This window comes from uncultured Brevundimonas sp. (genome assembly GCF_963977465.1).
GTDB lineage: Bacteria > Pseudomonadota > Alphaproteobacteria > Caulobacterales > Caulobacteraceae > Brevundimonas.
Map to the genome: position 1 here is coordinate 51,299 of NZ_CAXBOQ010000006.1, position 23,895 is coordinate 75,193.

At 66.9% G+C, this 23,895-nt stretch carries 26 protein-coding genes; 12 read left to right on the forward strand and 14 right to left on the reverse strand.

All coding sequences use genetic code 11. The annotated features are described in order from the left end of the window. Positions 1–74 precede the first annotated feature (74 nt). The 7 genes from AAC067_RS13205 to AAC067_RS13235 all read right to left on the reverse strand — a co-directional run bounded on the left by AAC067_RS13205 (position 75) and on the right by AAC067_RS13235 (position 6,212). Positions 75–1,850 (reverse strand): SLC13 family permease, encoded by a 1,776-nt coding sequence (locus AAC067_RS13205; protein ID WP_339933302.1) that lies wholly within the window; start codon positions 1,848–1,850, stop codon positions 75–77. Between the two features lie 81 nt (positions 1,851–1,931). Further along, complete coding sequence (locus AAC067_RS13210; RefSeq protein WP_339933304.1) at positions 1,932–3,011, reverse strand: hypothetical protein; 1,080 nt, start codon at positions 3,009–3,011, stop codon at positions 1,932–1,934. A 16-nt stretch (positions 3,012–3,027) separates the two neighbouring features. Next, complete coding sequence (locus AAC067_RS13215) at positions 3,028–3,357, reverse strand: PadR family transcriptional regulator (RefSeq protein ID WP_339933306.1); 330 nt, start codon at positions 3,355–3,357, stop codon at positions 3,028–3,030. Positions 3,358–3,457: 100 nt separating this feature from the next. Beyond that, positions 3,458–3,667, reverse strand: a complete 210-nt coding sequence (locus AAC067_RS13220) for a helix-turn-helix transcriptional regulator (RefSeq protein ID WP_339933308.1) — start codon at positions 3,665–3,667, stop codon at positions 3,458–3,460. Continuing rightward, positions 3,660–4,388 (reverse strand): hypothetical protein, encoded by a 729-nt coding sequence (locus AAC067_RS13225; RefSeq protein ID WP_339933310.1) that lies wholly within the window; start codon positions 4,386–4,388, stop codon positions 3,660–3,662. Before AAC067_RS13225 ends, AAC067_RS13220 begins: the two co-directional genes overlap by 8 nt. Continuing rightward, positions 4,381–4,839 (reverse strand): hypothetical protein, encoded by a 459-nt coding sequence (locus AAC067_RS13230; protein WP_339933312.1) that lies wholly within the window; start codon positions 4,837–4,839, stop codon positions 4,381–4,383. Before AAC067_RS13230 ends, AAC067_RS13225 begins: the two co-directional genes overlap by 8 nt. A 71-nt stretch (positions 4,840–4,910) precedes the next feature. Beyond that, positions 4,911–6,212, reverse strand: a complete 1,302-nt coding sequence (locus AAC067_RS13235; protein ID WP_339933314.1) for a dicarboxylate/amino acid:cation symporter — start codon at positions 6,210–6,212, stop codon at positions 4,911–4,913. A gap of 148 nt (positions 6,213–6,360) precedes the next feature. Between AAC067_RS13235 and AAC067_RS13240 the strand changes: the two genes are divergently transcribed. The 4 genes from AAC067_RS13240 to AAC067_RS13255 all read left to right on the forward strand — a co-directional run bounded on the left by AAC067_RS13240 (position 6,361) and on the right by AAC067_RS13255 (position 12,965). After that, positions 6,361–7,455, forward strand: coding sequence for a hypothetical protein (locus tag AAC067_RS13240; RefSeq protein ID WP_339933316.1), 1,095 nt, complete (start codon positions 6,361–6,363; stop codon positions 7,453–7,455). Positions 7,456–7,520: 65 nt separating this feature from the next. Further along, positions 7,521–8,543 carry a mechanosensitive ion channel domain-containing protein gene (locus AAC067_RS13245; protein ID WP_339933318.1) on the forward strand — a complete coding sequence of 341 codons (1,023 nt, stop codon included), beginning with the start codon at positions 7,521–7,523 and terminating at the stop codon, positions 8,541–8,543. Positions 8,544–8,700: 157 nt separating this feature from the next. Continuing rightward, positions 8,701–10,917 (forward strand): excinuclease ABC subunit UvrB, encoded by a 2,217-nt coding sequence (uvrB, locus tag AAC067_RS13250; protein WP_339933488.1) that lies wholly within the window; start codon positions 8,701–8,703, stop codon positions 10,915–10,917. A gap of 206 nt (positions 10,918–11,123) precedes the next feature. Next, on the forward strand, positions 11,124–12,965 hold the full coding sequence (locus AAC067_RS13255) for an AIPR family protein (protein ID WP_339933320.1): 1,842 nt from the start codon (positions 11,124–11,126) through the stop codon (positions 12,963–12,965). Here AAC067_RS13255 and AAC067_RS13260 read toward each other — a convergent pair whose 3' ends face one another. After that, entirely contained in the window at positions 12,966–13,613 is a 648-nt protein-coding gene (locus AAC067_RS13260) for an MT-A70 family methyltransferase (protein ID WP_339933322.1), read from the reverse strand. A 130-nt stretch (positions 13,614–13,743) separates the two neighbouring features. Next, complete coding sequence (locus tag AAC067_RS13265; RefSeq protein WP_339933324.1) at positions 13,744–14,547, reverse strand: BglII/BstYI family type II restriction endonuclease; 804 nt, start codon at positions 14,545–14,547, stop codon at positions 13,744–13,746. 455 nt (positions 14,548–15,002) lie between these two features. On the opposite strand from AAC067_RS13265, the gene AAC067_RS13270 reads away from it, so the two are divergent. The 3 genes from AAC067_RS13270 (at position 15,003) to AAC067_RS13280 (ending at position 16,839) form a co-directional block, all read left to right on the forward strand. After that, positions 15,003–15,548 (forward strand): hypothetical protein, encoded by a 546-nt coding sequence (locus AAC067_RS13270; protein WP_339933325.1) that lies wholly within the window; start codon positions 15,003–15,005, stop codon positions 15,546–15,548. A 307-nt stretch (positions 15,549–15,855) separates the two neighbouring features. Further along, complete coding sequence (locus tag AAC067_RS13275; RefSeq protein WP_339933326.1) at positions 15,856–16,158, forward strand: hypothetical protein; 303 nt, start codon at positions 15,856–15,858, stop codon at positions 16,156–16,158. 273 nt (positions 16,159–16,431) lie between these two features. Continuing rightward, a complete protein-coding gene (locus AAC067_RS13280; RefSeq protein ID WP_339933327.1) occupies positions 16,432–16,839 on the forward strand; it encodes a hypothetical protein in 408 nt (135 codons plus the stop codon). Positions 16,840–16,849: 10 nt separating this feature from the next. Here AAC067_RS13280 and AAC067_RS13285 read toward each other — a convergent pair whose 3' ends face one another. Genes AAC067_RS13285 through AAC067_RS13305 form a run of 5 tightly spaced genes read right to left on the reverse strand, consistent with a single transcriptional unit; the run spans position 16,850 to position 19,526 of the window. Next, positions 16,850–17,146: a GNAT family N-acetyltransferase gene (locus AAC067_RS13285; RefSeq protein WP_339933328.1), complete on the reverse strand. Its 297-nt coding sequence runs from the start codon at positions 17,144–17,146 to the stop codon at positions 16,850–16,852. Continuing rightward, the gene (locus AAC067_RS13290; protein ID WP_339933329.1) at positions 17,146–17,544 is read right to left on the reverse strand and encodes a hypothetical protein; all 399 of its coding nucleotides are present in this window, start codon (positions 17,542–17,544) and stop codon (positions 17,146–17,148) included. The genes AAC067_RS13285 and AAC067_RS13290 overlap by 1 nt, the downstream gene beginning before the upstream one ends. 8 nt (positions 17,545–17,552) lie before the next feature. Next, on the reverse strand, positions 17,553–18,305 hold the full coding sequence (locus AAC067_RS13295; RefSeq protein ID WP_339933330.1) for a hypothetical protein: 753 nt from the start codon (positions 18,303–18,305) through the stop codon (positions 17,553–17,555). A gap of 57 nt (positions 18,306–18,362) precedes the next feature. Beyond that, complete coding sequence (gene folB, locus AAC067_RS13300) at positions 18,363–18,761, reverse strand: dihydroneopterin aldolase (protein WP_339933331.1); 399 nt, start codon at positions 18,759–18,761, stop codon at positions 18,363–18,365. A 6-nt stretch (positions 18,762–18,767) separates the two neighbouring features. Continuing rightward, entirely contained in the window at positions 18,768–19,526 is a 759-nt protein-coding gene (locus AAC067_RS13305; protein WP_339933332.1) for an SDR family oxidoreductase, read from the reverse strand. A gap of 157 nt (positions 19,527–19,683) precedes the next feature. Here AAC067_RS13305 and AAC067_RS13310 point away from each other — a divergent pair, with 157 nt between their 5' ends. From AAC067_RS13310 to pgsA, 5 genes are all read left to right on the forward strand, one after another. Continuing rightward, positions 19,684–20,157 (forward strand): NUDIX domain-containing protein, encoded by a 474-nt coding sequence (locus tag AAC067_RS13310; protein WP_339933333.1) that lies wholly within the window; start codon positions 19,684–19,686, stop codon positions 20,155–20,157. Positions 20,158–20,185: 28 nt separating this feature from the next. Then, entirely contained in the window at positions 20,186–20,632 is a 447-nt protein-coding gene (locus tag AAC067_RS13315) for a DMT family transporter (RefSeq protein ID WP_339933334.1), read from the forward strand. Positions 20,633–20,648: 16 nt separating this feature from the next. Next, complete coding sequence (uvrC, locus tag AAC067_RS13320; RefSeq protein WP_339933335.1) at positions 20,649–22,532, forward strand: excinuclease ABC subunit UvrC; 1,884 nt, start codon at positions 20,649–20,651, stop codon at positions 22,530–22,532. Positions 22,533–22,553: 21 nt separating this feature from the next. Continuing rightward, a complete protein-coding gene (locus tag AAC067_RS13325) occupies positions 22,554–23,177 on the forward strand; it encodes a carbonic anhydrase (RefSeq protein ID WP_339933336.1) in 624 nt (207 codons plus the stop codon). Between the two features lie 62 nt (positions 23,178–23,239). Further along, a complete protein-coding gene (pgsA, locus tag AAC067_RS13330; protein ID WP_339933337.1) occupies positions 23,240–23,866 on the forward strand; it encodes a CDP-diacylglycerol--glycerol-3-phosphate 3-phosphatidyltransferase in 627 nt (208 codons plus the stop codon). The last annotated feature ends 29 nt before the right edge of the window (positions 23,867–23,895 follow it).

Below are 23,895 nucleotides of genomic sequence, written 5' to 3' on the forward strand. Positions count from 1 at the left end.
CTCGCGGTTTTCGGACATCAATGGGTCAGGCCGCGTCGGATCGACAAGGCGGAGCCTTGTGACCGCGGCCCAATCTACAATGGCCAGAACAGCAGAATCAGCGGCGGCCCGGCCAGCAACACCAGCAGACTGAGCGGCGTCCCCAGCCGGGCATAGTCGCCGAAGCGATAGCCGCCCGGCCGCATCACCAGCGTATTGCACTGGTGTCCGACCGGAGTCAGGAAGTCGCACGCCGCCCCGACCGCCACGGCCATCAGGAAGGCGTCCGGCACATAGCCCAGCCGCGTCGCCAGCGTGGCCCCGATGGGCGCGAGGATCAGCACGGTCGCGGCATTGTTCAGGAACGGCGTCACCGCCATGGCCGCGAACATCAGCGCCGCCACCGCCGCCAGTCCGGGGATGCCCTCGAACAGTCCGCCCAGGGCATTAGCGATCAGATCGGCCCCGCCGGTGGTCTGGATGGCCGCAGACACCGGGATCATGGCGGCGATCAGCACCAGCAGGGGTCCGTCCAGCGCCCGATAGGCCTCCTTCATCTTCAGCCCACCCAGGGCCAGAATGAGCACCGCAGCGCCGAAAAAGGCGGCGGCCACCGGCACGATCTGGAAGCCGACCAGCAGCATGGCGATGGTCAGCACGATGGCCGGCATGAACCGCTTGCGCCCGCTGCCAAGCGCCAGGCTCCGTTCGGCCAGCGGCAGAAGGTCGAGATCCGCCAACGCCTCGGGCAGGCTGTTCTCGCTGCCCTGCAGCAAGACAATATCGCCCTGTCGCAGTTGGGTGTTGCGCAGGCGCTGGGTCACGGGGTAGCCGCTTCGCGACACGCCCAGCATATTGATGCCGTACTGACCGTGCAGGTCCGAGGCGGCGAGGGTCTGGCCCAGCAGGGGGGAGTTCATGCCCACCACCGCCTCAATGACCCGGATATCCTCGGTCGGCTCCGCCCGCACGATCTCCCGATGATCGCCGCTGAGGCGCAGTTGCGATCGTTCGACGAAATCGTCCAGCGCACTCGCCCGGCCTTCCAGCACGACCAGATCGCTGGCGCGGACCACGACATTGCCCCGCGGCTTGTTGATGCGCCGCCCGTCGCGGATGACCGTGAGGATGCGCACCGCCCCGCCGCCCGCCGCGGTCAGGGCCTTCACCGTCATCGAGCCCGGGGCCCAGTCGTCAGGCACCCTCAGGTCGGTGGTATAGGCGTTGGCCGCCAGCGAGTCCGACAGGTTGACCGCGCCCTGCCGGTCCTTCGGCAGCAACCGGTAACCGAAGGCCAGAAACGCCAGAGCGATGCCGGTCAGGGCCAGGCCGACCGGCGCATAGTCGAACATGGCGAATGGCTCGCCCAGCATGTCGGCGCGCACGCCGGCGACGATGATGTTCGGCGAGGTCCCGACCAGGGTCACCATGCCGCCGGCCATGGCCCCAAAAGCCATCGGCATCAGCAGGCGCGACGGCGAACTTCCGGTCTTGCGACTGACCGACAGGGCCACCGGCAGCAGGATCGCCAGCGCCCCGACATTCTTGGTCACCATCGACAGCAGGGTCACCGCCCCGGTCAGCACCGGTACCTGGCTCTTTTCCGTCTTCAGCAGGGGCAGCAGTCGCCGCAAGGCCAGTTCGACGATGCCCGAGCGCGAAAAGGCCGCCGACACCACCAGGGCGGCGGCGATGATGATGGTGATGTCGTTGCGGAAGCCGTCAAAGGCCGCCTCGGCCGGAATGACGCCCACGACCATGCCGACGACCAGAGCCGCCAACGCGATCAGATCATAGCGGAACCGCCCCCAGACGAAGCCGGCGATGGTCAGTCCCACCAGCCCGAAGGCCAGTCCCTGTTGAAGTGTCACGCGTCTGCCCCACGGTCGCGGATCCTGCCGCCGGGACTCAACGCCTGAACCGGGGAATCGCTGCCGTCCTCATACGTTGCCTTACCGGCCAAGCGCCAGTCGCCGCGCCGCGCCCAGAACGTTGAAGGCCTCACCGACGATGCTGGTGGCCACGCCAATCATCACCACGGTCGGCACAACCAGTTCGCGTGTATGGAACATTTGGCGGACGCGGCTCTCGACCTCCGCGAAGCTGTCGACCGCCACCACGGAGCCCAGCGGCGAATACAGCCAGATCCACAGGGTGAAGCCCAGGCCCACGCAGGCGAACACCAGATCACCCGCCGCCGTGGTGCGCGGACCGGGATGCAAGGCAGCCCGGGCCAGATGGAAGACGATCATCGCTGCCACCCAGGCGACCACGAAGGGATAGACCTGCCCGACCAGATCGGCGACCAGCCGGCCGTAGTCGACGCCGTCCGCGACAACCAGACCACCCAGATCCTGGGGCCGGAATTCGCCGCCCAGCACGCCGGTCCACCACAGCAGGAAGACGCTCCAGGCCGCCGCGCTGGCGATGGCCCGCGCCGTGGGCGACATCGTCGAACGGCCGATCGTGCCGGAGCCCGTCATGGCACCGGTCGTGGTCCCGGTCCGGGCGTTCCAGTCCCGCCCGAACAGGCCCACCTCAAACACGCCGAGATCGCGCACCCGCCATTGGGTCAGGAAGCGCGGCTTTTCACTCTGACGCTCGATGATCCAGGCGACGATCGTGGCCACCCCGACCACGGTGATCGCGCCCGTGAACAGGCCATGGAAGGCCTGCGCCGTGGCCTGGCCGGCATCGGCGTCGCCGATCAGCACCCGCACCACCACGCCGATCACGCTGATCACCACCAACACCGTCAGGGCCGCCCGGACCCCGAACATCCACCACGGGAACAGCTCGGGACCGACCAGTTGCTGGGGTCCACTGCCGAAGCGGGCCGCGACCGCCAGCGGATGCCCCAGCTCGCGCAGCACCGCCTCCTGCTCGGCCTCGCTCAGAGGACGGCCCAGCTCGGCCTCGCGCGCCTCCATCCGGGTCAGCAGTTCGTCGCGCAGCTCGGCGACGATGTCGTCCCGGGTATCGGCCGGAAGTTGGGCCGCGACGGCCCGCAGATAGGTTTCGACCAGGGTCATCGTGCCCTCCTCTCGATCACAGAATTCGGTCCAGCGAGGCATTGATGCCGCGCCACTCGTCGGTCAGGGCGGCCAGCATGGCCGTGCCCATCGGCGACAGGACGTAGAAGCGCTTCCTGCGCCTCTCCTCCTCGCGCCATTCGCTGCTCAGCAGCCCCTGGCTCTCCAGCCGGCGCAGCAGCGGATAGAGGGTCGATTCCTCCATCTCCAGCCCGTCGGCGGCCAGCGCCTGGCGCAGCGTATAGCCGTACCGTTCGGTCCTGAGGCAGGCCAGCACGGCCAGCACCAGCGACCCGCGCCGCAGCTCCAGCCGCATGGATTCAAACAGCTCAGGATCGACAGCCACGCCACTCTCCACTCACGTCACATAGTGTGTGACGCACAGTGTATGCGACATACTGTATGAGGGAGTCAAGTCAGAGCTGAACCGGCAAGGCCGGGCCGCCTCAGTCGGTCAGGAAGAACAGGGCCTCAACGGTCGTTCCCAAGGCCCGGGCCAACGACAGGGCCAGCGTCGTCGAGGGCACGAACACGCCATTCTCGACCGTGTTGATGGTCTTGCGCGACACCCCGGCCAGTCCGGCCAGCTCGACCTGCGTCAGCCCGGCCGCCGTCCGCGCCGCCTTCAGGTGTGTGCCCAGCCGCGCATCACCCATGGCGTTCGGCCTTGCGTTCCAGCAGAACAAAACGAACCGCTGCGGCCTGAACGCCGACCGCCAGCATCAACGGCACCAGGGTGACGGCGATCTCGACCCGCCACAGTCCGATCAGATACAGACCCGTGGCCCCACCCAGAACGATCAGATAGCCCAGCGACAGGGCCCTGCGGCGATGAATCTGCGTCTGTTCATCATCCAGATGACGCCGCATCTTCGGACTGAGCCGGGTGCCGATGCCGGCGAGCGTAAGACCCGGAACGATCGGCAGCAGACCGGCCATCGGGGCCGTGAACCAGAGGATCCAGTTTCCCGGCGCGACCTGCCCGGTCGTCAATGTCCACGCGGCGGGCATCCCGATGATCAACATCAGTGCCATCGGCAACAGCATGTACAGCAGGCCGTGATTGCGCCCGCGTTGCAGCCGGTCGCCATGCGCTTCGCCGGCCCTGAGCCGGTCGGTCGTCCCGTCGGGTTGCGCGCGGCGCAGCGTCCGGATCGACACCGCCAGCGCGATCGCCGACAGCACCAGCCCCGTCCAGACGCCCCAGAGCGGCAAAGGCACCTCCGTCGCCGGGACGAACGCCAGCACCAGACCGCTCGCCAGCGCCAAACCCGCCCCCAGCGTCAGGCCGGCGACGCCCAGAACATAGCGCCGCTGGCGATCGTGCTCGGCCCCGACCAGTGCCCGGTCGTCCAGCGGATCGGCTTCTTCACGCATCGTCCGCCTCCGCCTGATGGTCCAGCCAGGCGAAACGCAGGCCCACGATCATGCCGCTGCCCATCAGCACGGCGGGAAAGCCGACCATCGCCAGATCGGGCCGCCACAGTCCGACCAGATACAGGCCGCTCATCCCGGCCAGCAGCACCAGAAAGCCCAGCGCCATGGCCCGCCCGCGCCACTCACGGGTCAGCTCGTCTTCCAGCCATTTTCGCTCCCGTCGCGACCCGCCGTCCCAGCCCATGACGACCGCCGGCACCATCCACGCCATCAGCGCCGCAATGGCAGGGAACATCAGGTCGTAGCGGTCGCCGGTGCCGTGCATCAACCGCCAGACGCCCAGCGTCGCGACCATCACCATCCCCACCATGCCGACCGACAGGCCGGTCAACTGTCGCGCTCGCGACCGCTGCGCCCGATCACGCCGTGTCATTTCGCTCTGTTCAGCCATCTGCGCCCCCGTGTCACCCTGAGGTTACATATCACCTAGAGGTTACACGCGGTCAAGTGGCGAATGCGACGTCACTCAACCGAAACCGCCACCCCCTCGCCCTGGCTGACGATGCGCGCCACCGTCAGGTCGGCGGTGACATTGCCGACAGTGCGGAAGATGTCGGGGATGACCTCGACCGCCAGCAGCAGCGGCAGCATCTCCAGCGGCACCCCCATGGCGATGCAGATCGGGGCGACACTGGCGAAGAAGCTGATCTGGCCGGGCAGGCCGACCGAGCCGATGCTGATCAATATGGCCGTCAGCATGGCCGCGCCGATCTGGCCCAGCGACGGCTCCAGCCCGAACAGGTGGGCGCAATAGATGACCACGGCCAGGTTGGCGACCGGGCTGGTCATGCGGAACAGGGCCACGGCCAGCGGCAGCACCAGACCGGCGGTCTGGCGGCTGACGTCCAGCTCATCGACGGCGCGCTCGACCATGACCGGCAGGCTGGCCAGCGACGACTGGGTCGACACCGCCACCACCTGGGCCGGGGCCACGGCGCGGGCGAATTTGGCCAGGCCGACCCGACCGGCCACCACCGCCAGCGGATAGCAGAGCAGGATCATGCCGATCACGCTCAGCGACACGATCGACACATAGTGGGCCAGGGTCCCGGCGGCCGAGACCCCGGCGCTCAATCCCACCCCCATGGCCAGGGCGAACACCCCGACCGGCGCGGCCAGCAGCACCCAGCGCACGACGATGATCATCGCCTCGCTGACCGCCTCGAACAGCGTCACCAGCGGCACCTTCAGCCGCGCCGGCAGGCGCGTCAGGGCAAAGCCGAAGAACACCGCGAACACGACCAGCCCCAGGATGGCGTCCTCGGCCGCGGCCCGCACCACATTGGCCGGGGCGATGGTCTTGACGAATTCCGAGAACGGCGCGACCGCGCCGATATTGTCCGGGGCCGGCGGGATCCCCGCCAGCAGCCGCGCCCCGCCCTCGGCATCGATCGGCCACAGCGCCAGCAGCCCGTAGGCCGCCAGCACCGCATAGACACTGGCCGCCGCGATCAGCACGCCGAACCAGACCAGCGCCCGCCGCGCCAGCCGCCCGGTATGGGCCGCGTCGGAAATGGTGGCGATGCCGACCACCAGCAGCGAGAACACCAACGGCACGATGGTCATGCGCAGGGCGTTCAGCCACAGCTGCCCCACCGCGTCGATCATCCCCGTGGTCCCGGCCCCGCCCGGAACGCCCCAGACCTGCACCGCCGCGCCCGCCGCAAGGCCCAGGGCCAGCGCCGCCAGCACCCGCACACTCAGCGACGACAGCAGGGCGCGCATACGGTTCGGCGGCGGCACCGGAACAGGAGTCTGGGTCATGGCGCGACGCTAGCGGGGCACGGGCCAGACGGGAACCGGAAAAGCGACGGGACACCCTCTCCCGCCGGGGAAGGGCGTCCGCCCCCACCGCAACCTTCCCCGCCGCATCCCGTTCTCCCGGTAACCCCGTTCACCGGAGACCCTTGCCATGACCGTTTACGCCCGCACCCTGACCACCTTGGCCGTCAGCGCCCTGGCCCTGTCGGCCGCCGGCGCGGCCGCGGCCCAGACCCCCTACGGCAGCACCCGCTACGGCACGCCCTCGGGCAGTTTCACCAGTTCGTGCCGCGATGTGCAGCCCCTGGAGAACGGCTATATCTCGGCCCAGTGCCGCACCGACGGCGGCTGGCGCTGGAGCACGATCCGCGCCGATGACTGCCGCGGCGACATCACCAATCGCGACGGGGTGCTGACCTGCTACGGCGCGACGGCGCGCACCGGCCCGCTGTATCCCGACGATACCCAGGACGGCTACAGCAGCGGGACAACCGCTTCGGGCGGCGTGCTGGGTGCGCTGCTGGGCGCGGTGTTCGGCGACAACTATGGTCAGAGCCCGGGGCTGGAGGATGACTGGAACCGCGGTCGCCGGCCGATGGCCGAGCGCAGCGCCGCGCTGGACGCCCGCATCGACGCCGGGGTGCGCGACGGCTCGCTGGATCGCGGCGAGGCGACGCGGCTGCGGGCCGACTATCAGGCGCTGGTGCGGCTGGAAGACCGCTATGCCGCCGACGGTCGCCTGACCGCCAACGAACGCAACGACCTGCGCAGCCGCTATGAGGCCCTGTCGCAGCGGGTGGCCGATCAGCGCGGCGACGGCCAGACCTGGGGCTGGCAACCGCTGGTCGAGCAGCGCAGCGCCTTCCATGCCCGCGTCGACACCGCCGAGCGCAACCGCCGCCTGAGCCGCTATGAGGCGGTGCGGCTGCGCGCCGATTTCGACGCCCTGGTGCGGGTCGAGGACGGCTATCGCCGCGACGGCCTCAGCGACCGCGAACAACAGGACCTGACCACCCGCCTGGCCGAGCTGAACCGCCGCGTCGGTGACGGCGGCGGCTATGACGGCGGCTATGGCGACAGCTACGGCAACGACCCGCGCGCGGCCCAGATCGAGGCCCGCATCAGCGCCGGCGAACGCAACGGCAGCCTCAGCCGTACCGAGGCCAACCGCCTGCGCGACGAGCTGCGCGACCTGAGCCGCCGCTGGGTCGAGCTGGAGGTGCGGGTCGATCGCGCGCGCCGCTGATCCGGCGGCCGCCGGGCGTATCCGCCCGCCCTTGACGCCCCCGCTGCGGGCCTCACAGTGGCGCGATGCTGCCTGACCTGACCGCCCTCGATGCGACCCCGCTGTTCAAGCTGGGCAACATTTCGCTGACCCTCGGCGGTGTGATCACCGGCGCGGTGATGATCGGGGCCGCCGTGGTGCTGGCCTGGGCGGTGACGCGCGGCATCCGCCGGCTGCGGGTCCGGGCCCATCGCGCCACCGGGGCCCTGTATCTGCTGGAAAAGCTGGCCGGCTACGGCATCGTCGTCAGCGGCGTGCTGTTCGGCCTGTCGGCGGCGGGGCTGAACCTGTCGTCGCTGGCGGTGTTCGCCGGGGCCATCGGCATCGGCATCGGCCTCGGCCTGCAGGGGGTGGTCAAGGAGTTCGTCTCGGGCCTGTTCATCATCTTCGACGGCATGGTCTCGGTCGGTGACTATGTCGAACTGGAGGGGGTGCGCGGCATCATCGCCGAGATCGGCCCGCGCGCCACCCGCATCCGCAACAACGACAATATCGACGTGGTCGTGCCCAATTCGAAACTGATCGAGGGCACGGTCACCAACTGGACACTGAAGGGCGACACCCGCCGCATCCACATCCCGTTCGGCGTCGCCTATGAGTCCGACCGCGCGGCGGTGCGCGACGCCGTGCTGGCCGCGGCCCGGGCCAGCCCCTTCACCCTGCCTGAGACCGACACCCGCAAGAGTCAGGTCTGGCTAACCGGCTTCGGCGACTCCAGCCTCAATTTCGAGCTGCTGGTCTGGCCGACACTGGACGCGGTCAAACGCCCGGCGGCCATGCACGCGGCCTATACCTGGGCCATCGCCGACGCGCTGGACGGGGCCGGCATCGAGATCCCCTTCCCCCAGACCGACCTGCGCGTGCGCAGCCTGTTCGGCCAGTCCGGCGACGACGGGCTGGAGGCGATGGGGCTGAAACGCCCGCGCGCCGCCCCGCGCCCGGCTGCCGCTGCCGATCCCTCCGCCAATGATGCGGCCGAAGAACTGTCGCACCCGTCCGACCTGCTGCCGCCCGAGAGCGAGGACGGCGACACGCCCGACGCCGCCTGATCCACCGCCCCCACTGGCACCGGCGCGTGCGGGACACTAGGTTCTGTTCATGAACCGTTCCTCGACCCCCAAGGCTGGCGGCCCCCGACCCGGCTCCGGCGATGCGCCGCTGAAGAAGCCGGTCCACACCCCGGCCAGAAAGTCCGCGGCCGCGCCGATGTTCGCCCCGGTCACCGGCCCGCGCCTGACGCCGGAAGAGGCTCCGTCCAGCCCCGGCGACTGGGCCCCGCACCGCCCGGCCCGGCCCGAGGCCCGCGTCCGCACCCCGTTCCGGCTGGCGACGCAGTACACCCCCGCCGGTGACCAGCCCGCCGCCATCGCCGAACTGGTGGCCCAGGCCGAGGCCGGCGACCGCGATCAGGTGCTGCTGGGCGTGACCGGCTCGGGCAAGACCTTCACCATGGCCAAGGTGATCGAGGCGACCCAGCGCCCGGCGCTTATCCTGGCCCCCAACAAGACCTTGGCGGCCCAGCTCTATTCCGAGTTCAAGAGCTTCTTCCCCGACAATGCGGTCGAGTATTTCGTCAGCTACTACGACTACTATCAACCGGAAGCTTATGTACCCAGAACAGATACTTACATCGAAAAGGACAGCTCGATAAACGAGCAGATCGACCGCATGCGCCATTCGGCGACGCGGTCGATACTGGAGCGGGACGACGTGATCGTGGTGGCCAGCGTCAGCTGCATCTACGGCATCGGCTCGGTCGAGACCTATACGGCCATGACCTTCAGCCTCAAGGTCGGCGGCCAGATCGACGAGGCCAAGCTGCGCGCCGACCTGATCGCCCTTCAGTACAAGCGCAACGACCTGAATTTCGACCGCGGCATGTTCCGCAAGCGCGGCGACACCATCGAGATCTTCCCCGTCCACCAGGAGGACCGCGCCTGGCGCGTCAGCCTGTTCGGCGACGAGATCGAGTCGATCCACGAGTTCGACCCCCTGACCGGGGCCAAGACCGCCGACCTGACCGAGATCACCGTCTATGCCGCCAGCCACTATGTCACCCCGCGCCCGACGCTGAACCAGGCCACCCACGGCATCAAGGCCGAGCTGAAGGAGACGCTCGACTGGATGCTGGAGAACGGCAAACTGCTGGAGGCCCAGCGGCTGGAACAGCGCACCCGCTTCGACCTGGAGATGATGGAGGCCACCGGCTCGTGCGCCGGCATCGAGAACTACAGCCGCTGGCTGACAGGCCGCGCCCCGGGCGAGCCGCCGCCGACCTTCTTCGAATACATCCCCGACGACGCCCTGCTGTTCGTCGACGAGAGCCATGTCACCATCGGCCAGATCAACGGCATGTTCCGCGGCGACTACCGCCGCAAATCGACCCTGGCCGAATACGGCTTCCGCCTGCCCAGCTGCATCGACAACCGGCCGCTCAAATTCGAGGAATGGGACGCCATGCGCCCGCAGAGCGTGTTCGTCAGCGCCACCCCCGGCCCGTGGGAGATGGACCGCACCGACGGCGTCTTCGTCGAACAGGTGATCCGCCCCACCGGCCTGATCGACCCGCCCGTGGAAATCCGCCCGGTGACGGGCGCGACCCGCAACCAGGTCGATGACGTGATCGATGAGGTCAAGGCCGTGGCCCGCGCCGGCTATCGCAGCCTGGTCACCGTCCTGACCAAGAAGATGGCCGAGGACCTGACCGAATACATGCACGAACAGGGGGTGCGGGTCCGCTACATGCACTCCGACGTCGACACCCTGGAGCGGATCGAGATCATCCGCGACCTGCGGCTGGGGGCCTTCGACGTGCTGATCGGCATCAACCTGCTGCGCGAGGGCCTCGACATCCCCGAGTGCGGCCTGGTCGCCATCCTCGACGCCGACAAGGAGGGCTTCCTGCGCTCCGAGACCGCCCTGATCCAGACCATCGGCCGGGCCGCCCGCAACATCGACGGCCGCGTCATCCTCTATGCCGACCGCGTCACCGGCAGTATGGAACGCGCCATCGCCGAGACCGACCGCCGCCGCGAACGCCAGAGCGCCTACAATCTGGAACACGGCATCACGCCCGAGAGCGTCAAGCGCGACATCAAGGAGATCCTGGCCAGCCCCTATGAGAAGGACCGCGTGCTGGTCTCGACCGTGGTGGCCGAAGAGGCCCGCCCCTTCACCGGCGCCAATTTCCAGACCGCCCTGCGCGACCTCGAGGGCCGCATGCGCGAGGCCGCCTCAAACCTCGAGTTCGAGGAGGCCGCCCGCCTGCGCGACGAGATCAAGCGCATGAAGATGCTCGACCTGGAGTTCGCCAATGAGGTGATGACCGGGGCCGGGGAAGCGGTGGATCGGTCGGCGCCGAAGAAGTGGCGGAAGAAGGCGCAGGCCGAGGCGCAGGAGCGGTTCCGGAAGGGACGGTTGTAGGGGGGAGACCCGTCTCCTCCCCATCGCCCGCGATGGGGAGGGGGACCCCGAAGGGGTGGAGGGGCATCGTCCGCCCCACCCCCTCCCGGCGGGAGAGGGCTTGCGCGCACGACGGCTCAGCCGTCGTCCTGGCGCGCAAGGGTGAGGGGTTACGGGGGGCGGATATGGAGGGGTGACAACCCATCGACTATCGCTAAAGTAGCGTCATGGCAAAGCTCACTCTTCGGCGATCGAAACCTCCGGTACAACCCGCCAAGCCCGCTTCCAAATCGGGAACACCTGCAGCAACAGATTCCCCGCCTTGGCTGTCAGCTTTTCAGGCGCGGAGCGATCTGGCCGCTTTTGGCGACAATGCATTGGGGCTCTTTGCGTTGGGATTACGATTTAACATCGAAGATTTGTTGAGCGTAGCCGCAGATGCAATAACCGACGGAAGCGACGATAAAAAATGTGATATTGTTTTTATCGACCGTGATAACGAGTACGCGGTTGTTGCGCAGTGCTATGTGTCAAGTAGACCGAAATCTGAGGCTCCGGCCAACAAGGCCAGCGATCTGAATACCGCGGCCAATTGGCTGCTTCAAAGAGACTTGGAAGAACTACCCGAACGTCTCAAACCGTCTGCCGAGGACTTAAGAAAGGGCATCGAAGATGGCGGGATTAGAAGGGTACATTTCTGGTACATTCATAACCTACCTCAGTCTACGAATGTGGCTAATGAACTTCGTACGGTTGAAGCGTCTGCTACTGCAGCACTCAGGCATCAGTTCCCACACAAGAAAGTAGACGTATCTGTCTTAGAGGTTGGATCAGATCAATTTCTGGAATGGTACAATGACACCAAATCACCGATTCTGGTGAATGATGACTTTTCAATCGTCGTCGATAACGGCTTTGAGATTCGTGAAGACTCCTGGTCAGCGTTCGTTACCGCCATGCCCCTGCAATTCGTTCGGCGAGCCTATCAACAACACGGCGTTAAATTATTTTCGGCAAATGTCAGAGACTACCTAGGCTCCATAACATCGGATGCCAATATTAATCACGGCATTAAAAAAACCGCTGAGCATGACCCTGAAAATTTTTGGGTGTTCAACAATGGACTGACTATTCTAGTCAATTCTTACGAGCAAGGAGTAAAACTCAGAAATAGTAAGGTTCGATTTAAATTTTCTGGCATGTCCATTGTTAATGGCGCGCAGACAACTGGCGCGGTGGCGTCATTGGATAAGGCCCCGCCTCCGACTGCAAAAGTAGCCGTAAGGTTCATCAAAACTGACGATCAAGAGCTCGTCTATGACGTCATCAGGTTCAACAACAGCCAGAATAAGGTCTCTGCCTCCGACTTTCGAAGTACTGATCCGATTCAGAGACGCCTAAAAGAAAACATGCAACACATCCCTCAAGCAGAATATGAGGGAGGTCGCCGCGGCGGGGCAAGCGATGCTATCCGTCGACGTCCAAATTTGCTGTCCTCGTACACAGTCGGCCAAGCCCTCGCAGCCGTTCACGGGGATGCAACCGTAGCCTATAATCAAAGAAGCGATATCTGGAGCAGCGACACTCTCTATGCGCGCTATTTCAATGAACAGACGACAGCCCAGCACATTGTCTTTGCTTACTCACTTCTAAAGGCGGTAGAGGTCAAAAAACTAGAGCTCGTTCAGAAATCTCGCGACGATGCCGGCGGCTTGACCCAGGGTGAGGAAGCTCAACTGACATTCTTCAGGCGCCGAGGGTCAACGTTTCTGTTTGTGGCGGCTTTGGCAGCAAGTGTTGAAGTATTCTACGGAAAACGCGTACCAAATTTGTTTAAGCTTTCTTATGGGCTTAAGACGTCACCCGCGAAGGCCCAGCAGTTCTGGAAAGATGTGGTTGACAAGAACGCCCCCCTTTCCATCCATCTAGATGATGCCTTCACATACGGGCTCCAGAATCAGGAACGTGTGCGGGCTGCTATCGCGCGGTTTCGCTCCTTGGTGGAAGCGACAGCACCTGCTCACAGCGCCGCGTACAAAAAGCTGGCCGGTCAGATGACGACAAAGTAGCTACTCCGCCGCCACTGACGAGTTGTACGAATACGTCTTCCACGTCGGCGCATAGGTCTCGTCCGCCTGGTTGCCCCAGACGGTCCAGCCCGGGCGCTCGCCGCGCGCGAACAGTTCCAGATAGTCCGGCGCACTGCAGGCCTCGATCAGTTCATACTGTTCGTCGGGCTTGCGGCTGTGCTCGCGCTTGCGGGTCTGGATCATGTTGACCTGGCTGCGGCCGGGGGCCTCGGTTCGGGCATTCTTGCCGCGCGTCCCGAACAGCAGGATTTCGGTGACATTGCGGAAATAGAAGCCGACGCCGCGCCCGTCAGAGCCACCGTCCTTGCGGATCTTGTGCCAGATCAGGTTGGATTTGTAGTTGAAGCCCCAGGCCTTCAGGACCTCCAATCCCTCGGGCAGCAGGGCATTCGGCACCCACATGTACAGATGCGCCGTATCGGCCGCGACCTCGCCCACCGGCAGGTCGCAGATCGCCTTCAGGTCCATGGTCGAATAGCGGTTCAGCCGCTTGTGCTCGGGCGCGACCTTGCCGGTGCGGTTCTGGAACTGCCACGGCGGGTCGGCGAGGATGGTCCGAAATTTCCGACCGTTGGCGAAGGCCCGCAGGTTTTCGTTCGGATCGGGTTGTTCTGCGTCGTAGGCCATCGATGACTCCGCGCCCCGGATCGAATCAGGCGCCACGTACCTAAGGGTAACCCCACGCCCCGGAATCACCCACGGCAAACCTATGCACAGTTCTGGTATTGTTCCAGAGGCTGCACCCTTGGATAGGAACCTAGTCGACCACACACGCGGGCGTTATGCCGATCACCAAGACCGGACAAGCACCGTTGCGGCCTGCATTCATGCGATAGAGCAGCTTGCCCATCCATGTGGTGCTGGCACCATACTTGGCCCCGACCATGCGCGGCACGCCCCGTTTGGTGAATTCCGGTTCGCCTTCCTTGGTGAGCGATTGGCCCAAGCTTTTGATAAACTCGGTCATTTCCTGGCCCCCGCGCGTGACCAACACGCCAACGTCAATCACGCCGGTCTGCGCAAAGGCGCTGAAGGCATAGAGATCACGGTCGAACGTCTGGTCCTTGCTGTTCCATTCAAGATCGAAGGCCACACGGCCCTTCACATAATCGACCTTGTGGCCGTCGAGATATTTCTCCCGACGGATGGTTCGCGTCCGCTGTTCGGTCTTTGGCTTTCCGTTCTTTTGAACGCCGACCTGGACTCGCGAAATCAGCTTAACCAGCAGATCGCCGCGGATGATCGTTTCGTGCCAGCCTTTTGGCCGCAGGGCTGCTGACAGCAGCTTGGGAATGTCGGACTCATTGCCTCCGGCGGTACGGATCATGGTCTTTGTGATCTCAAACTCGCGCAGCGCCTCACACAATTCCTGGAACTCGGTCGGGTGGCTCTCCGCCAGAATGGTCGCCGCACTGCGATAGCTATAGATTTCATACTTGGCACGCAGGTCAGCAGGCATCTTGGCCTCGACCAGCCAAGCCGGGTCTGCCGCTTCGCCGGGACCGGTCGCGACCTCGTCGCGGGACACTTCTTCTTCGAACTCGTCGTCATCATCGCTCATGGGATGCACGATGCGCTGGATTCCCGCCTGACCACAACTCACCGCCGTTTCCTCCCCCTGGTGCCGCACCGCCCCCGCCGTCCGGGCAAAGATCCGGGCCGACGATCTGGCCGGGCTTTCGGGGCCGACTCCCTGTCCCTTCTCCCGGTGGGAGAAGGTGGCCCGAAGGGTCGGATGAGGGTCGGGTCGTGCGGATGGGGCGCGGGGGAGCCCCTCACCCTTGAGCGCCAGGACGACGGCGCGCGCCGTCGTGCGCTCAAGCCCTCTCCCGCCGGGAGAGGGAGGCAGTGCGGCGTCATCTCCCCTCCACCCCTTCGGGGTCCCCCTCCCCACTGCGTGGGGAGGAGACGGTGGGCGCGCGCGCGCCCTGTGCCCCAAGCCTAAGCCCTAAGCCCTACGCTCTACCCGCTACCCCTGCGTCCGACCTTGACGGAGCGGGGGTCTAATCTGGCGATATGGGCAGATGGTATCAGGCCAAAATCAGGGACCGGGACACCTGGGATGAGGTGCGGCGGGCGTGGGAGCGGGGCGAGACCGGGGCCTCGCTGGCGCGGCGGTTTGATGTGGGGCTGGCCAATCTGTGGCGGCGGCGGGCCTCGGAGGGGTGGGAACGGCGCAGGGGGCCGGACCCGGTGCCGGAACCGCCCGAGGGCTGGGACCGGTATGCGCGCGGGCGGATGGAGGCCTTTCAGCTGCGGCGGGACGAGGCGCGGGCGGTGGCGGTGAAACTGGCCGAGGCGATGCGGGGGCGGCCGCTGGACGGGGTGCCGCTGTGGCATGTGGGGTTTGTGCTGGCGTGGCGGGCCGAGCATCTGGGCGACGAGACCGCGGCGCGCGACCGCGACTGGGCGCGCCGGTATGGCTGGACCGGGCGGTTCTGGAATTCGGCGGGGTGGTTGCGCGAGCTGGATGTGCTGGACGCGGTGACGCTGGAGGCCAACAGCGACGCCTGGCGCGACGATGTCGGCCTGCCGGACGGGGTGGCGGCGGACTGGCCGTAGTCCCTGTGATCCTTCTCCCGACCCACCGCGCCCTTCTCCCCTCGTGGGAGAAGGTGGCTCGCGGAGCGAGACGGATGAGGGGGCTGCCGGACCGGAACGCGACGGCGGACAGTGAGCGATCTCAAACACCCCCTCATCCGAGCGGCTGCGCCGCCCACCTTCTCCCACGAGGGGAGAAGGAAGACGGGCGAGAGAGAAGACGGAACCAACCGCCCACAGTGACTCCCCCGCCACACTCCCCGGTCTGCGTTTGCGCCCCGGGAACGCCCCCGGACCTGTCCCGTTATGATCTCCAACGGAGAGACCCATGCCCCTGCCCCGCACTGCCAATGACACCAAGCCCGACCTGCGCCTCGTCGGGGCCGAGTCCGAGGTCTATGACCTGATGCGGCCGGCCGCCACGCCGTCCGAGCGCGTGCGGCGTCTGCAGGCCGAGGCCCGCGCCCTGGCGCTGGAACAGGTCGAGGCGCTGGACGCCGCCCTGGCCCGCGACATCGCCGACGGCGGCGACGCCTATCCGGTCGGGGCCCGCGACATGGCCGCCCGCCTCGCCGACGACCTGCCCAAACGCGCTGATAGCTTGCGGGCGGTGGTCAACCGGACGAAGTAGCGGCGTCCAAGACCCTCCCTTCTCCCCTCGTGGGAGAAGGACAACGGGGCCCGGATCCGTACTTCACCCCCAAAAACCTCGCACCCCTCAAACCTGATTTATAATGCCCGTGACCGCCCCTCCCGGCCGGTTCGCGCCGCCCTGACGACCGCGCGCCACACTATTTTCCCCCGCGCACCGGGCCTTGCGGGGACATTCGCCCCGTCCGGCACACCCCTTGCAGAACCCGGGGTGACCGCCGGATCCCCGGCTCGGTCAGGAACGGAGCTTCCCATGGCCAAGTCGGCCTCATCCCGGGTCACGACGCCCCGCAAGATCGCGTCGACCAAGCCGGACCTGCGTCTCGTCGAGGCCAGCGCCGATCGCGCCGCCGCCGTCGAGGCCGCGGTGCTGGCGTCGGCCCCGGTCGAGGCCCCTCCGGCCCTGAAATCCCGTGCCGGCGGGGCTCAGCAGAGCACCTCGGCCCGGGTGCGCAGCCTGTTACAGGAAGCGCGCGCCCTGGCGCTGGATCAGGTGCATGCGCTGGAAACCGCCCTGCAGGACGCGGCTGATCTGGCGCGCGAGATCGCCGACGGCGGCGACGCCTATCCGGTCGGGACCCGCGAAATGGCCTCGCGTCTGGCCTCGGACCTCCCGGCCAAGGCCGAGGCCATCCGTGCCATTGTGAAACGGCTGCACTAGGGAGTGAGCGCTATTGCGCCAGCACGTCGCCCTGATCCGGGTTGCGTTTGAACCAGGCGACCGCATAGCTGCAGCGCGGGGCCAGGGTCAGCCCTTCGGCCCGGGCGTGATCGGCCACGGCCTGCATGAAGCGCCCGGCCGCGCCGGTGCCGCGCAGGGCCGCATCGGCCTCGACATGCAGCAGGGACCGCGTCGTGCCCTGCACCGCATAGTCGGCCCAGACCAGCGCCGTGCCGCCGTCGGGCATGGTGACGGCCTGTTCAAAGCGCATGGCCTCGGGCCGGTCGATCAGGCTGGAGCCCGCCATCAGGGGGCCTTGTCCTGCAGCAGGCGCAGCAGGCCGAACACGCTCTTGACCGTGAACCAGACGGTGATCAGGAACCACAGCAGGAAGAACAGGAACAGGAAGGGGATGCCGATCAGGGCCAGCGAGGCCACGGCGCTGACGGCGATGGCGATCCAGCAGGCGATGGTCCACCAGAACACCGACCAGAACAGCTGGATCTGGGCCTCGATATGGGCGCGGCCGATGCCGGTGGCGCTGTCCCGCCCGGCATAGGCAACGACCAGACCGACCAGCACCAGGATGTTGGCGCTGGGGATCGACAGGATGAACAGCACCCAGGCGGCCAGGGCGGCGACCTTGCCCTCGGAGCCGTTGGCGGTATCGGCGGTGAAACGCGATTCGGGGGGGACGGCGGACATGGTCGCTCCTAGATCAGCCAGCTGCGAGGATTGGAAACGGCCCGGCCGGCTTTCAGATCCCACAGGCCGACCGCGCCACGCACCGGCAGCCAGACCGCCAGGGCGAACAGAATGAAGACGCCGACGCCGACCACGATCAGAATCGCCCCCAGCACGGCGATCACCGCCGCCGCCCACAGGGTGCGCTGCTGGAAGATCAGATGGCTGCGCGCCACGGCGTCGTCCGGCAGCGGCCGCCCGGTCACCGCCAGCAGGCCGATCAGGGCGGCAACGCCGAAGGTCGGGACGGCGAACAGGATCAGGGCGTAGATGGTGAACAGCCCTGTGCTCCCGGGCACGTCCGCCGGCGTCCGACGCCGTCGGGTGAACGACTCGGACAGGGCGAAGGTCGAGCCGGTGTCGACCGCCGGGGCGACCACGACGGGTTCGGGCTCAGGCTCAGGCTCAGGTTCGGGCATGGGGTCGGGCTCGGGCTGCGGCTCTGCCGGCCGGGTCTGCCCGACCAGCGACGCCGCCGAGGCGAAGCCGACATGGGCGTCGTCGTCGTGCAGCGCGGCGCGCGGGCTCACAGGCTCGGGCTCGGGCTCGGGCTCGGGCTCGGGCTCGGGCTCGGGTTCCGGCTCGGGGGTCGGCTCGGGAGCCGGTTCGGGGTCTGACCCGGCCGTGATCTCGACGTCGACCGGCGGCGTGGCCTGCGGCTCCGGCTCGGGGGTGACGACGGGGTCTGGGTCGGGCTGGTGGGGGTCGCCGGGTTCGGCCAAGGCTTGGTCCTCTGGTCTGGGGCCGACAATGCCGCTCCGGCCTGCGCCGCGCAACCGTCAGCGGCTGAAGGCGAGCGCGCAGCCGGCGGCCTCGGCCCCGTCGAGGGCCCCGGGCTTCTCGATCCGGACGGCCACGCGCCGCACCCGGGCATCCTCGAGGCAGGCCACGGCCAGCCGTTCGGCGAAGGTCTCGACCAGGCCGACATGGCCCGCGGCCGCGATGGCTCGGGCCGCCGCCGCCACGGTCTCGTAGTTGATGGTGTCGGCCAGATGCTCGACCACGACGGGGCCCATCTCCAGGGTCACGTCAATGACCAGGGTCTGCAGCCGGCCCTGTTCATGATCATAGACGCCGATGCCGACGTCGAGACGCAGGCCGCGCACGAACACGCTCAGCCCCTCGCGCTGGAAGGCGTCGCCGAGCGGAAACGGCGTGACCGTGGGGGACGAGCTCATGCGACGCTACTCCAGAATGTCGGGGGTGCGCCACGCCAGGTGCTGCCCCCCGTCCACGGCGATCATCTGGCCGGTGACCATGTCGGCGTCCAGCAGCCAGCGCACGGCGGCGGCCACCGCTTCCGGGCTGCCCGGCCGCTGCAGCAGGGTCGCCCCCGCCTCGGCCGCGAAATCGGCGGCGGTCTGATGCACCGACGGCAGGGTCGGACCGGGGCCGACGCCATTGACGCGGATGGTCGGGGCCAGGGCCTGGGCCAGGGTCTGCGTCGCCCACCACAGGGCATTGCGCGACAGGCTGTAGGAGAAGAAGCGCGGATCGGGCTTCAGCACCCGCTGATCCAGCAGGTTGACGATGGCCGATCCGTCCGGGGCCTGGGCGGCAAAGGCCTCGGCCAGCACGATCGGGGCGCGCAGATTGGTGTCGAGATGACGGTCCCAGGTGGCGCGGTCCAGCGACCCGACCCGGTCGTCCTCGAACACCGAGGCATTGTTGACCAGCGCCGTCAGCGGTCCCAGCGCCGCGACCGCTGCCGGCACCAGGGCCCGGGTCGCCGTCTCGTCGGTCAGGTCGGCGGCCAGAAGCACCGCACGCCGGCCCAGATCACGCACGGCGGCCGCCACCGTCTCAGCATCGGCCGCGGAATCGCGATGATGAATCGCCACGTCATAGCCGGCCGCGGCCAGCGCAAGGCAGATCGCCCGGCCGATCCGTTTCGATCCGCCGGTGACCAGCGCCGCGCCGCGACTGGCGCGAGTGTCAGTCAATCCGGCCGAACTCGACGAAATTGATGATGGCGATGACGGCGATGAAGCCGAAGATGATTCCGAGAGCCAGCATGAAAACACTCCTGTTCGTGCGCCGCAATAAAGCCCCCCGCCCGCCTGTTCAAGCGCAACCGGCGCGGCCTATCCTCGCGGCAGCATGAGCAATTGGCGAACCCACGTCGAACCCTTCACCCGTCCGCTGTTCTTCGCCTGGTCGCGGATCAGCCGGGGTATGACGCTGGGCGTGCGTGGCGTGGCCGTCGACGGCGAGGGCCGGGTCCTGCTGGTGCGGCACACCTATCTGCACGGCTGGTGGTTGCCCGGCGGGGGCGTCGACCGCGGCGAGACCGTGGAACAGGCGGTCATCCGCGAGATGCGCGAGGAGACAGGCCTGATCGTCGAGGGCCGCCCACGGCTGATATCGGCCCATTCCAACGAACGGTTCTTTCCCGGCGACCACGTGCTGGTCTACCGTATCGACAGCTTCAGTCTGACCGACCGCGCCCCCGACGGTGAGATCGCCGAGACCGGCTGGTTCGCCCCCGACGCCCTGCCCGCCGACACGCATCGCGCCAGTCGGACCCGGCTCTCCGAGGTGCTGAACGGCGAAACCAGCGATCCGGACTGGTAACCTTCCCTTTTCAACGCTAGCGAAACCCATGAACCCCACGCTCTTCGCCATGCTCGCCGTCGTCTTCGGCGGGGCCGCCACGGCCCTTCAGGCTCCGACCAACGCCAAGATGATGACTGCCGTCGGTTCGCCGGTGAACGCAGCCTTCGTCTCCTTCGCCGTCGGCACGGCCGCGCTGGGCATACTGGCCGTAATGCTGCAGAGCCGGCCGGACATGGCCGCCTCGCGGGCCCTGCCCTGGTATGCCTGGGTCGGCGGCCTGTACGGGGCCATCTTCGTCGTTGCCGCGACCTGGGGCGTGCCCAGACTGGGCGTGGCCACCACCATCACCCTGATGGTCGCCGGTCAGTTGCTGCTCAGCCTCGTGCTCGATCATTTCGGCGTCATGGGGGTGCCAAAACAGCCGCTGAACCTGAGCCGTATCGCCGGAGTCGCCCTGGTTCTGGCCGGTGTCCTTCTGGTGCGGCGTTCCTGAGCCTATATCGGACGGGATGACCGAGCCGACGATCACCGATGTGCCTGCCGAAGCGCCCGCGCTGACCGCCGCCGACCTGATCCGGGACGAGGCTCGACGCGCGCCGGACAAGCCGGGCGTCTACCGGATGTATGGCGAGGACGGCACCTGCCTTTATGTCGGCAAGGCCGCCAGTCTGAAGAAGCGCATTCTTCAGTACGCCCAGGGCCGGTTCCACACCCAACGCATTGGGTTGATGGTGTCGCTGACCCGGTCGATGGAGCTGGTGGTCACGGCCTCCGAGACCGAGGCCCTGCTGCTCGAATCCAACTTCATCAAACGGTTGAAGCCTCGCTTCAACGTGCTGCTGCGCGACGACAAATCCTTTGCCGAGCTGATGATCCGCAAGGACCACCGCGCGCCCCAGGTGAAAAAGCATCGCGGGGCCCACACCACGCCCGGCGATTATTTCGGCCCGTTCGCCTCGACCTGGGCGGTCAACCGCACCCTGACCACCCTGCAGCGGGCCTTCCTGCTGCGCACCTGTTCCGACAGCGTCTACGAGAGCCGCACCCGTCCCTGCATGCTGCACCAGATCAAGCGCTGTTCGGCCCCCTGTACCGGCCTGATCTCGCTGGAAGACTATCGGGCGCTGGTCGACGAGGCCTCGGCCTTTCTGAAGGGGCGGTCCCGCGCCGTCATCACGCGCCTGTCGGACGAGATGACGGCGGCGGCCGAGGTGCAGGACTACGAACAGGCCGCCCGTGTCCGCGACCGTATCCGGGCGCTGTCGACCATCGCCATGGAGAATTCGGTCAGCGCCGACGGCATCGCCGAGGCCGACGTCTTCGCCCTGTTCAGCGAGGGCGGTCAGGCCTGCGTCCAGGTCTTCTTCTACCGCGCCGGTCAGAACTGGGGCGGGCGCGCCTATTTCCCGCGCGTTGACCGCAGCGACACCGATCCGGAAATCCTCGCCGCCTTTCTGGGTCAGTTCTACGAGGACAAGCCGGTCCCGCGCCTGATCCTGTCCAATGTCCGGCCGCACGAACTGGAGCTGCTGGAGGAGGCCTTCAGCCTCAAGTCCGATCACAAGGTCGAAATCGCCCGCCCCCAGCGCGGCGACAAGCTGGGTTTGGTCGACCACGCCCTGACCAATGCCCGCGAGGCGCTGGGCCGGCGGATGGCCGAGAGCTCGGCCCAGGGCAAGATTCTTGACGAGATTTGCGAAGTTCTGGGCCTGGAGGTCCGGCCGGAACGGATCGAGGTCTATGACAACGCCCATATCCAGGGGACCAACGCCGTCGGCGGCATGATCGTTGCCGGGCCCGACGGCTTCCTGAAGTCGCAATACCGGAAGTTCAACATCCGCGGCGAGGACCTGACCCCCGGGGATGACTACGGCATGATGCGCGAGGTGATGCGCCGTCGGTTCGGCCGACTGGTCAAGGACGAGGCGTCGGGCGAGGACGTGATCCGCCCCGACCTGCTGCTGATCGACGGCGGAGCGGGCCAACTGGCCGAGGTTCTGGCGGTGCTGGCCGATCTGGGGGTCGAGGACATCGCCGTGGTCGGTATCGCCAAGGGACCGGATCGCGACGCCGGGATGGAGCGGTTCTTCATGCCGGGCAAGCCGCCCTTCATGCTGCCGCTGAAATCACCGGCCCTCTATTATGTTCAGCGGCTACGCGACGAGGCCCACCGCTTTGCCAACGGGGCCCATCGCACCCGTCGCTCGATGGACATCAAGAAGAACCCGCTCGACGACATCGAAGGGGTCGGGCCCGGGCGCAAAAAGGCGCTGCTGCATGCGTTCGGCTCTGCCAAGGGGGTGTCCCGGGCGGCTGTCGTCGACCTTGTAAAGATTCCCGGCATCAACCAGCCGCTCGCCGAACGTATTCATGCCTACTTCCGCAAACCCTGAAGCTGCCCTAGAAGCCGATTCATGACCGCAGCATCCGACGAACTGACCGCCGGCTATCGCCGGTTCCGCGACACGACCTGGCCCGAGCAGCGGGCCCGCTTCATCGCCCTCGCCGAGGAAGGTCAGGAACCGCACACCCTGATCGTCGCCTGTTCCGACAGCCGCGCCGATCCCGCCGCCATCTTCGACGCAACCCCGGGCGAATTGTTCGTGGTTCGCAACGTCGCCAACCTGGTGCCGCCCTATGAGCCCGATGGCCAGCTACACGGTGTCTCGGCCGCGCTGGAGTTCGGCGTCAAGGTATTGAAGGTCAAGCGGATCGTGGTCATGGGCCACGCCCACTGCGGCGGCGTCAACGCGATGCGGACCGGGGCACCCGACAACTGCCAGGACTTTGTCGCCCCCTGGGTCGCTCAGGGAGCCGATACGGTACGCGCTGCGACCAAATCCGCTACCCCGGCTGAGGCTGAACGGATTGCCGAAGAAGCGGTGGTCCGGCTGTCGCTGGACAATCTGCGCACCTTCCCATGGATCGCCGAGCGCGAGGCGGCCGGAGAACTGGAATTGACGGGCCTGCATTTCGGCATCGCCGACGGCGTGCTCACGGCCCTGACGGACCAGCCGCGGTTCGAACCGCTGGGTTGAGTCGACCCTCGCCAGTCTTCGCGAAGCATGGCAAACCGGACGCAAGCCGACCGGAAACGCAGATGACCCGCACCCACGCCAACCCGATCCCCAACATCCTGACGGGCATCCGTCTGTTTGCCGGGGTGATCATGTTCCTGATCCTGGCGGGGGCCACCGGTATTCCGGTGCTGTCAGCCTATCTGAGCCCGGACGACCAGTTCGCGCTCTATCGGGCCGCGTTCTGGATCTTCGTGATCGCCGCCTCGACCGACTGGGTCGACGGCTATTTGGCCCGGCGCTGGAATTCGACGACCCGCTGGGGCGCGATTCTCGACCCGATCGCCGACAAGATCCTGGTCACGGGCGCGATCCTCGGCCTGCTGACCTCGGGCTCCCTGACCTTCATCGCCATTCCCTGCGGTTTGATCCTGTTTCGCGAATTTGCCGTCTCGGCCCTGCGCGAGACCATGGCCGGCAAGGTCCATCTGCCGGTGACCCTGCTGGCCAAGTGGAAGACCACCCTGCAGATGGTGGCCCTGGGCGCGCAACAGTTGATCCTGCTCTGGGACGGCTTCGGCTTCCCGCTCGAGTGGCAACCGCATTTCCAGACCTTCGCCTATGTGCTGATCTGGGCCGCCGCCATCGTCACCCTGTGGACCGGCTGGCAGTATTTCGACACGGCCAAGCGGCAGATGGCTGAGCTCTAGGTCGCAGGAATTAGGGCTTGAGGCTTAGA

Excerpts from the sequence above, each read along its gene's own strand:
- AAC067_RS13210 (WP_339933304.1), bottom strand. The coding sequence starts at position 3,011 with ATGACCCTGGTCGAAACCTATCTGCGGGCCGTCGCGGCCCAACTTCCG.
- AAC067_RS13220 (WP_339933308.1), bottom strand. The coding sequence starts at position 3,667 with ATGGGTGATGCGCGGCTGGGCACACACCTGAAGGCGGCGCGGACGGCG.
- AAC067_RS13225 (WP_339933310.1), bottom strand. The coding sequence starts at position 4,388 with ATGCGTGAAGAAGCCGATCCGCTGGACGACCGGGCACTGGTCGGGGCC.
- AAC067_RS13230 (WP_339933312.1), bottom strand. The coding sequence starts at position 4,839 with ATGGCTGAACAGAGCGAAATGACACGGCGTGATCGGGCGCAGCGGTCG.
- AAC067_RS13235 (WP_339933314.1), bottom strand. The coding sequence starts at position 6,212 with ATGACCCAGACTCCTGTTCCGGTGCCGCCGCCGAACCGTATGCGCGCC.
- AAC067_RS13240 (WP_339933316.1), top strand. The coding sequence starts at position 6,361 with ATGACCGTTTACGCCCGCACCCTGACCACCTTGGCCGTCAGCGCCCTG.
- AAC067_RS13245 (WP_339933318.1), top strand. The coding sequence starts at position 7,521 with ATGCTGCCTGACCTGACCGCCCTCGATGCGACCCCGCTGTTCAAGCTG.
- uvrB (WP_339933488.1), top strand. The coding sequence starts at position 8,701 with ATGTTCGCCCCGGTCACCGGCCCGCGCCTGACGCCGGAAGAGGCTCCG.
- AAC067_RS13255 (WP_339933320.1), top strand. The coding sequence starts at position 11,124 with ATGGCAAAGCTCACTCTTCGGCGATCGAAACCTCCGGTACAACCCGCC.
- AAC067_RS13260 (WP_339933322.1), bottom strand. The coding sequence starts at position 13,613 with ATGGCCTACGACGCAGAACAACCCGATCCGAACGAAAACCTGCGGGCC.
- AAC067_RS13265 (WP_339933324.1), bottom strand. The coding sequence starts at position 14,547 with ATGAGCGATGATGACGACGAGTTCGAAGAAGAAGTGTCCCGCGACGAG.
- AAC067_RS13270 (WP_339933325.1), top strand. The coding sequence starts at position 15,003 with ATGGGCAGATGGTATCAGGCCAAAATCAGGGACCGGGACACCTGGGAT.
- AAC067_RS13275 (WP_339933326.1), top strand. The coding sequence starts at position 15,856 with ATGCCCCTGCCCCGCACTGCCAATGACACCAAGCCCGACCTGCGCCTC.
- AAC067_RS13280 (WP_339933327.1), top strand. The coding sequence starts at position 16,432 with ATGGCCAAGTCGGCCTCATCCCGGGTCACGACGCCCCGCAAGATCGCG.
- AAC067_RS13285 (WP_339933328.1), bottom strand. The coding sequence starts at position 17,146 with ATGGCGGGCTCCAGCCTGATCGACCGGCCCGAGGCCATGCGCTTTGAA.
- AAC067_RS13290 (WP_339933329.1), bottom strand. The coding sequence starts at position 17,544 with ATGTCCGCCGTCCCCCCCGAATCGCGTTTCACCGCCGATACCGCCAAC.
- folB (WP_339933331.1), bottom strand. The coding sequence starts at position 18,761 with ATGAGCTCGTCCCCCACGGTCACGCCGTTTCCGCTCGGCGACGCCTTC.
- AAC067_RS13310 (WP_339933333.1), top strand. The coding sequence starts at position 19,684 with ATGAGCAATTGGCGAACCCACGTCGAACCCTTCACCCGTCCGCTGTTC.
- AAC067_RS13315 (WP_339933334.1), top strand. The coding sequence starts at position 20,186 with ATGAACCCCACGCTCTTCGCCATGCTCGCCGTCGTCTTCGGCGGGGCC.
- uvrC (WP_339933335.1), top strand. The coding sequence starts at position 20,649 with ATGACCGAGCCGACGATCACCGATGTGCCTGCCGAAGCGCCCGCGCTG.
- AAC067_RS13325 (WP_339933336.1), top strand. The coding sequence starts at position 22,554 with ATGACCGCAGCATCCGACGAACTGACCGCCGGCTATCGCCGGTTCCGC.
- pgsA (WP_339933337.1), top strand. The coding sequence starts at position 23,240 with ATGACCCGCACCCACGCCAACCCGATCCCCAACATCCTGACGGGCATC.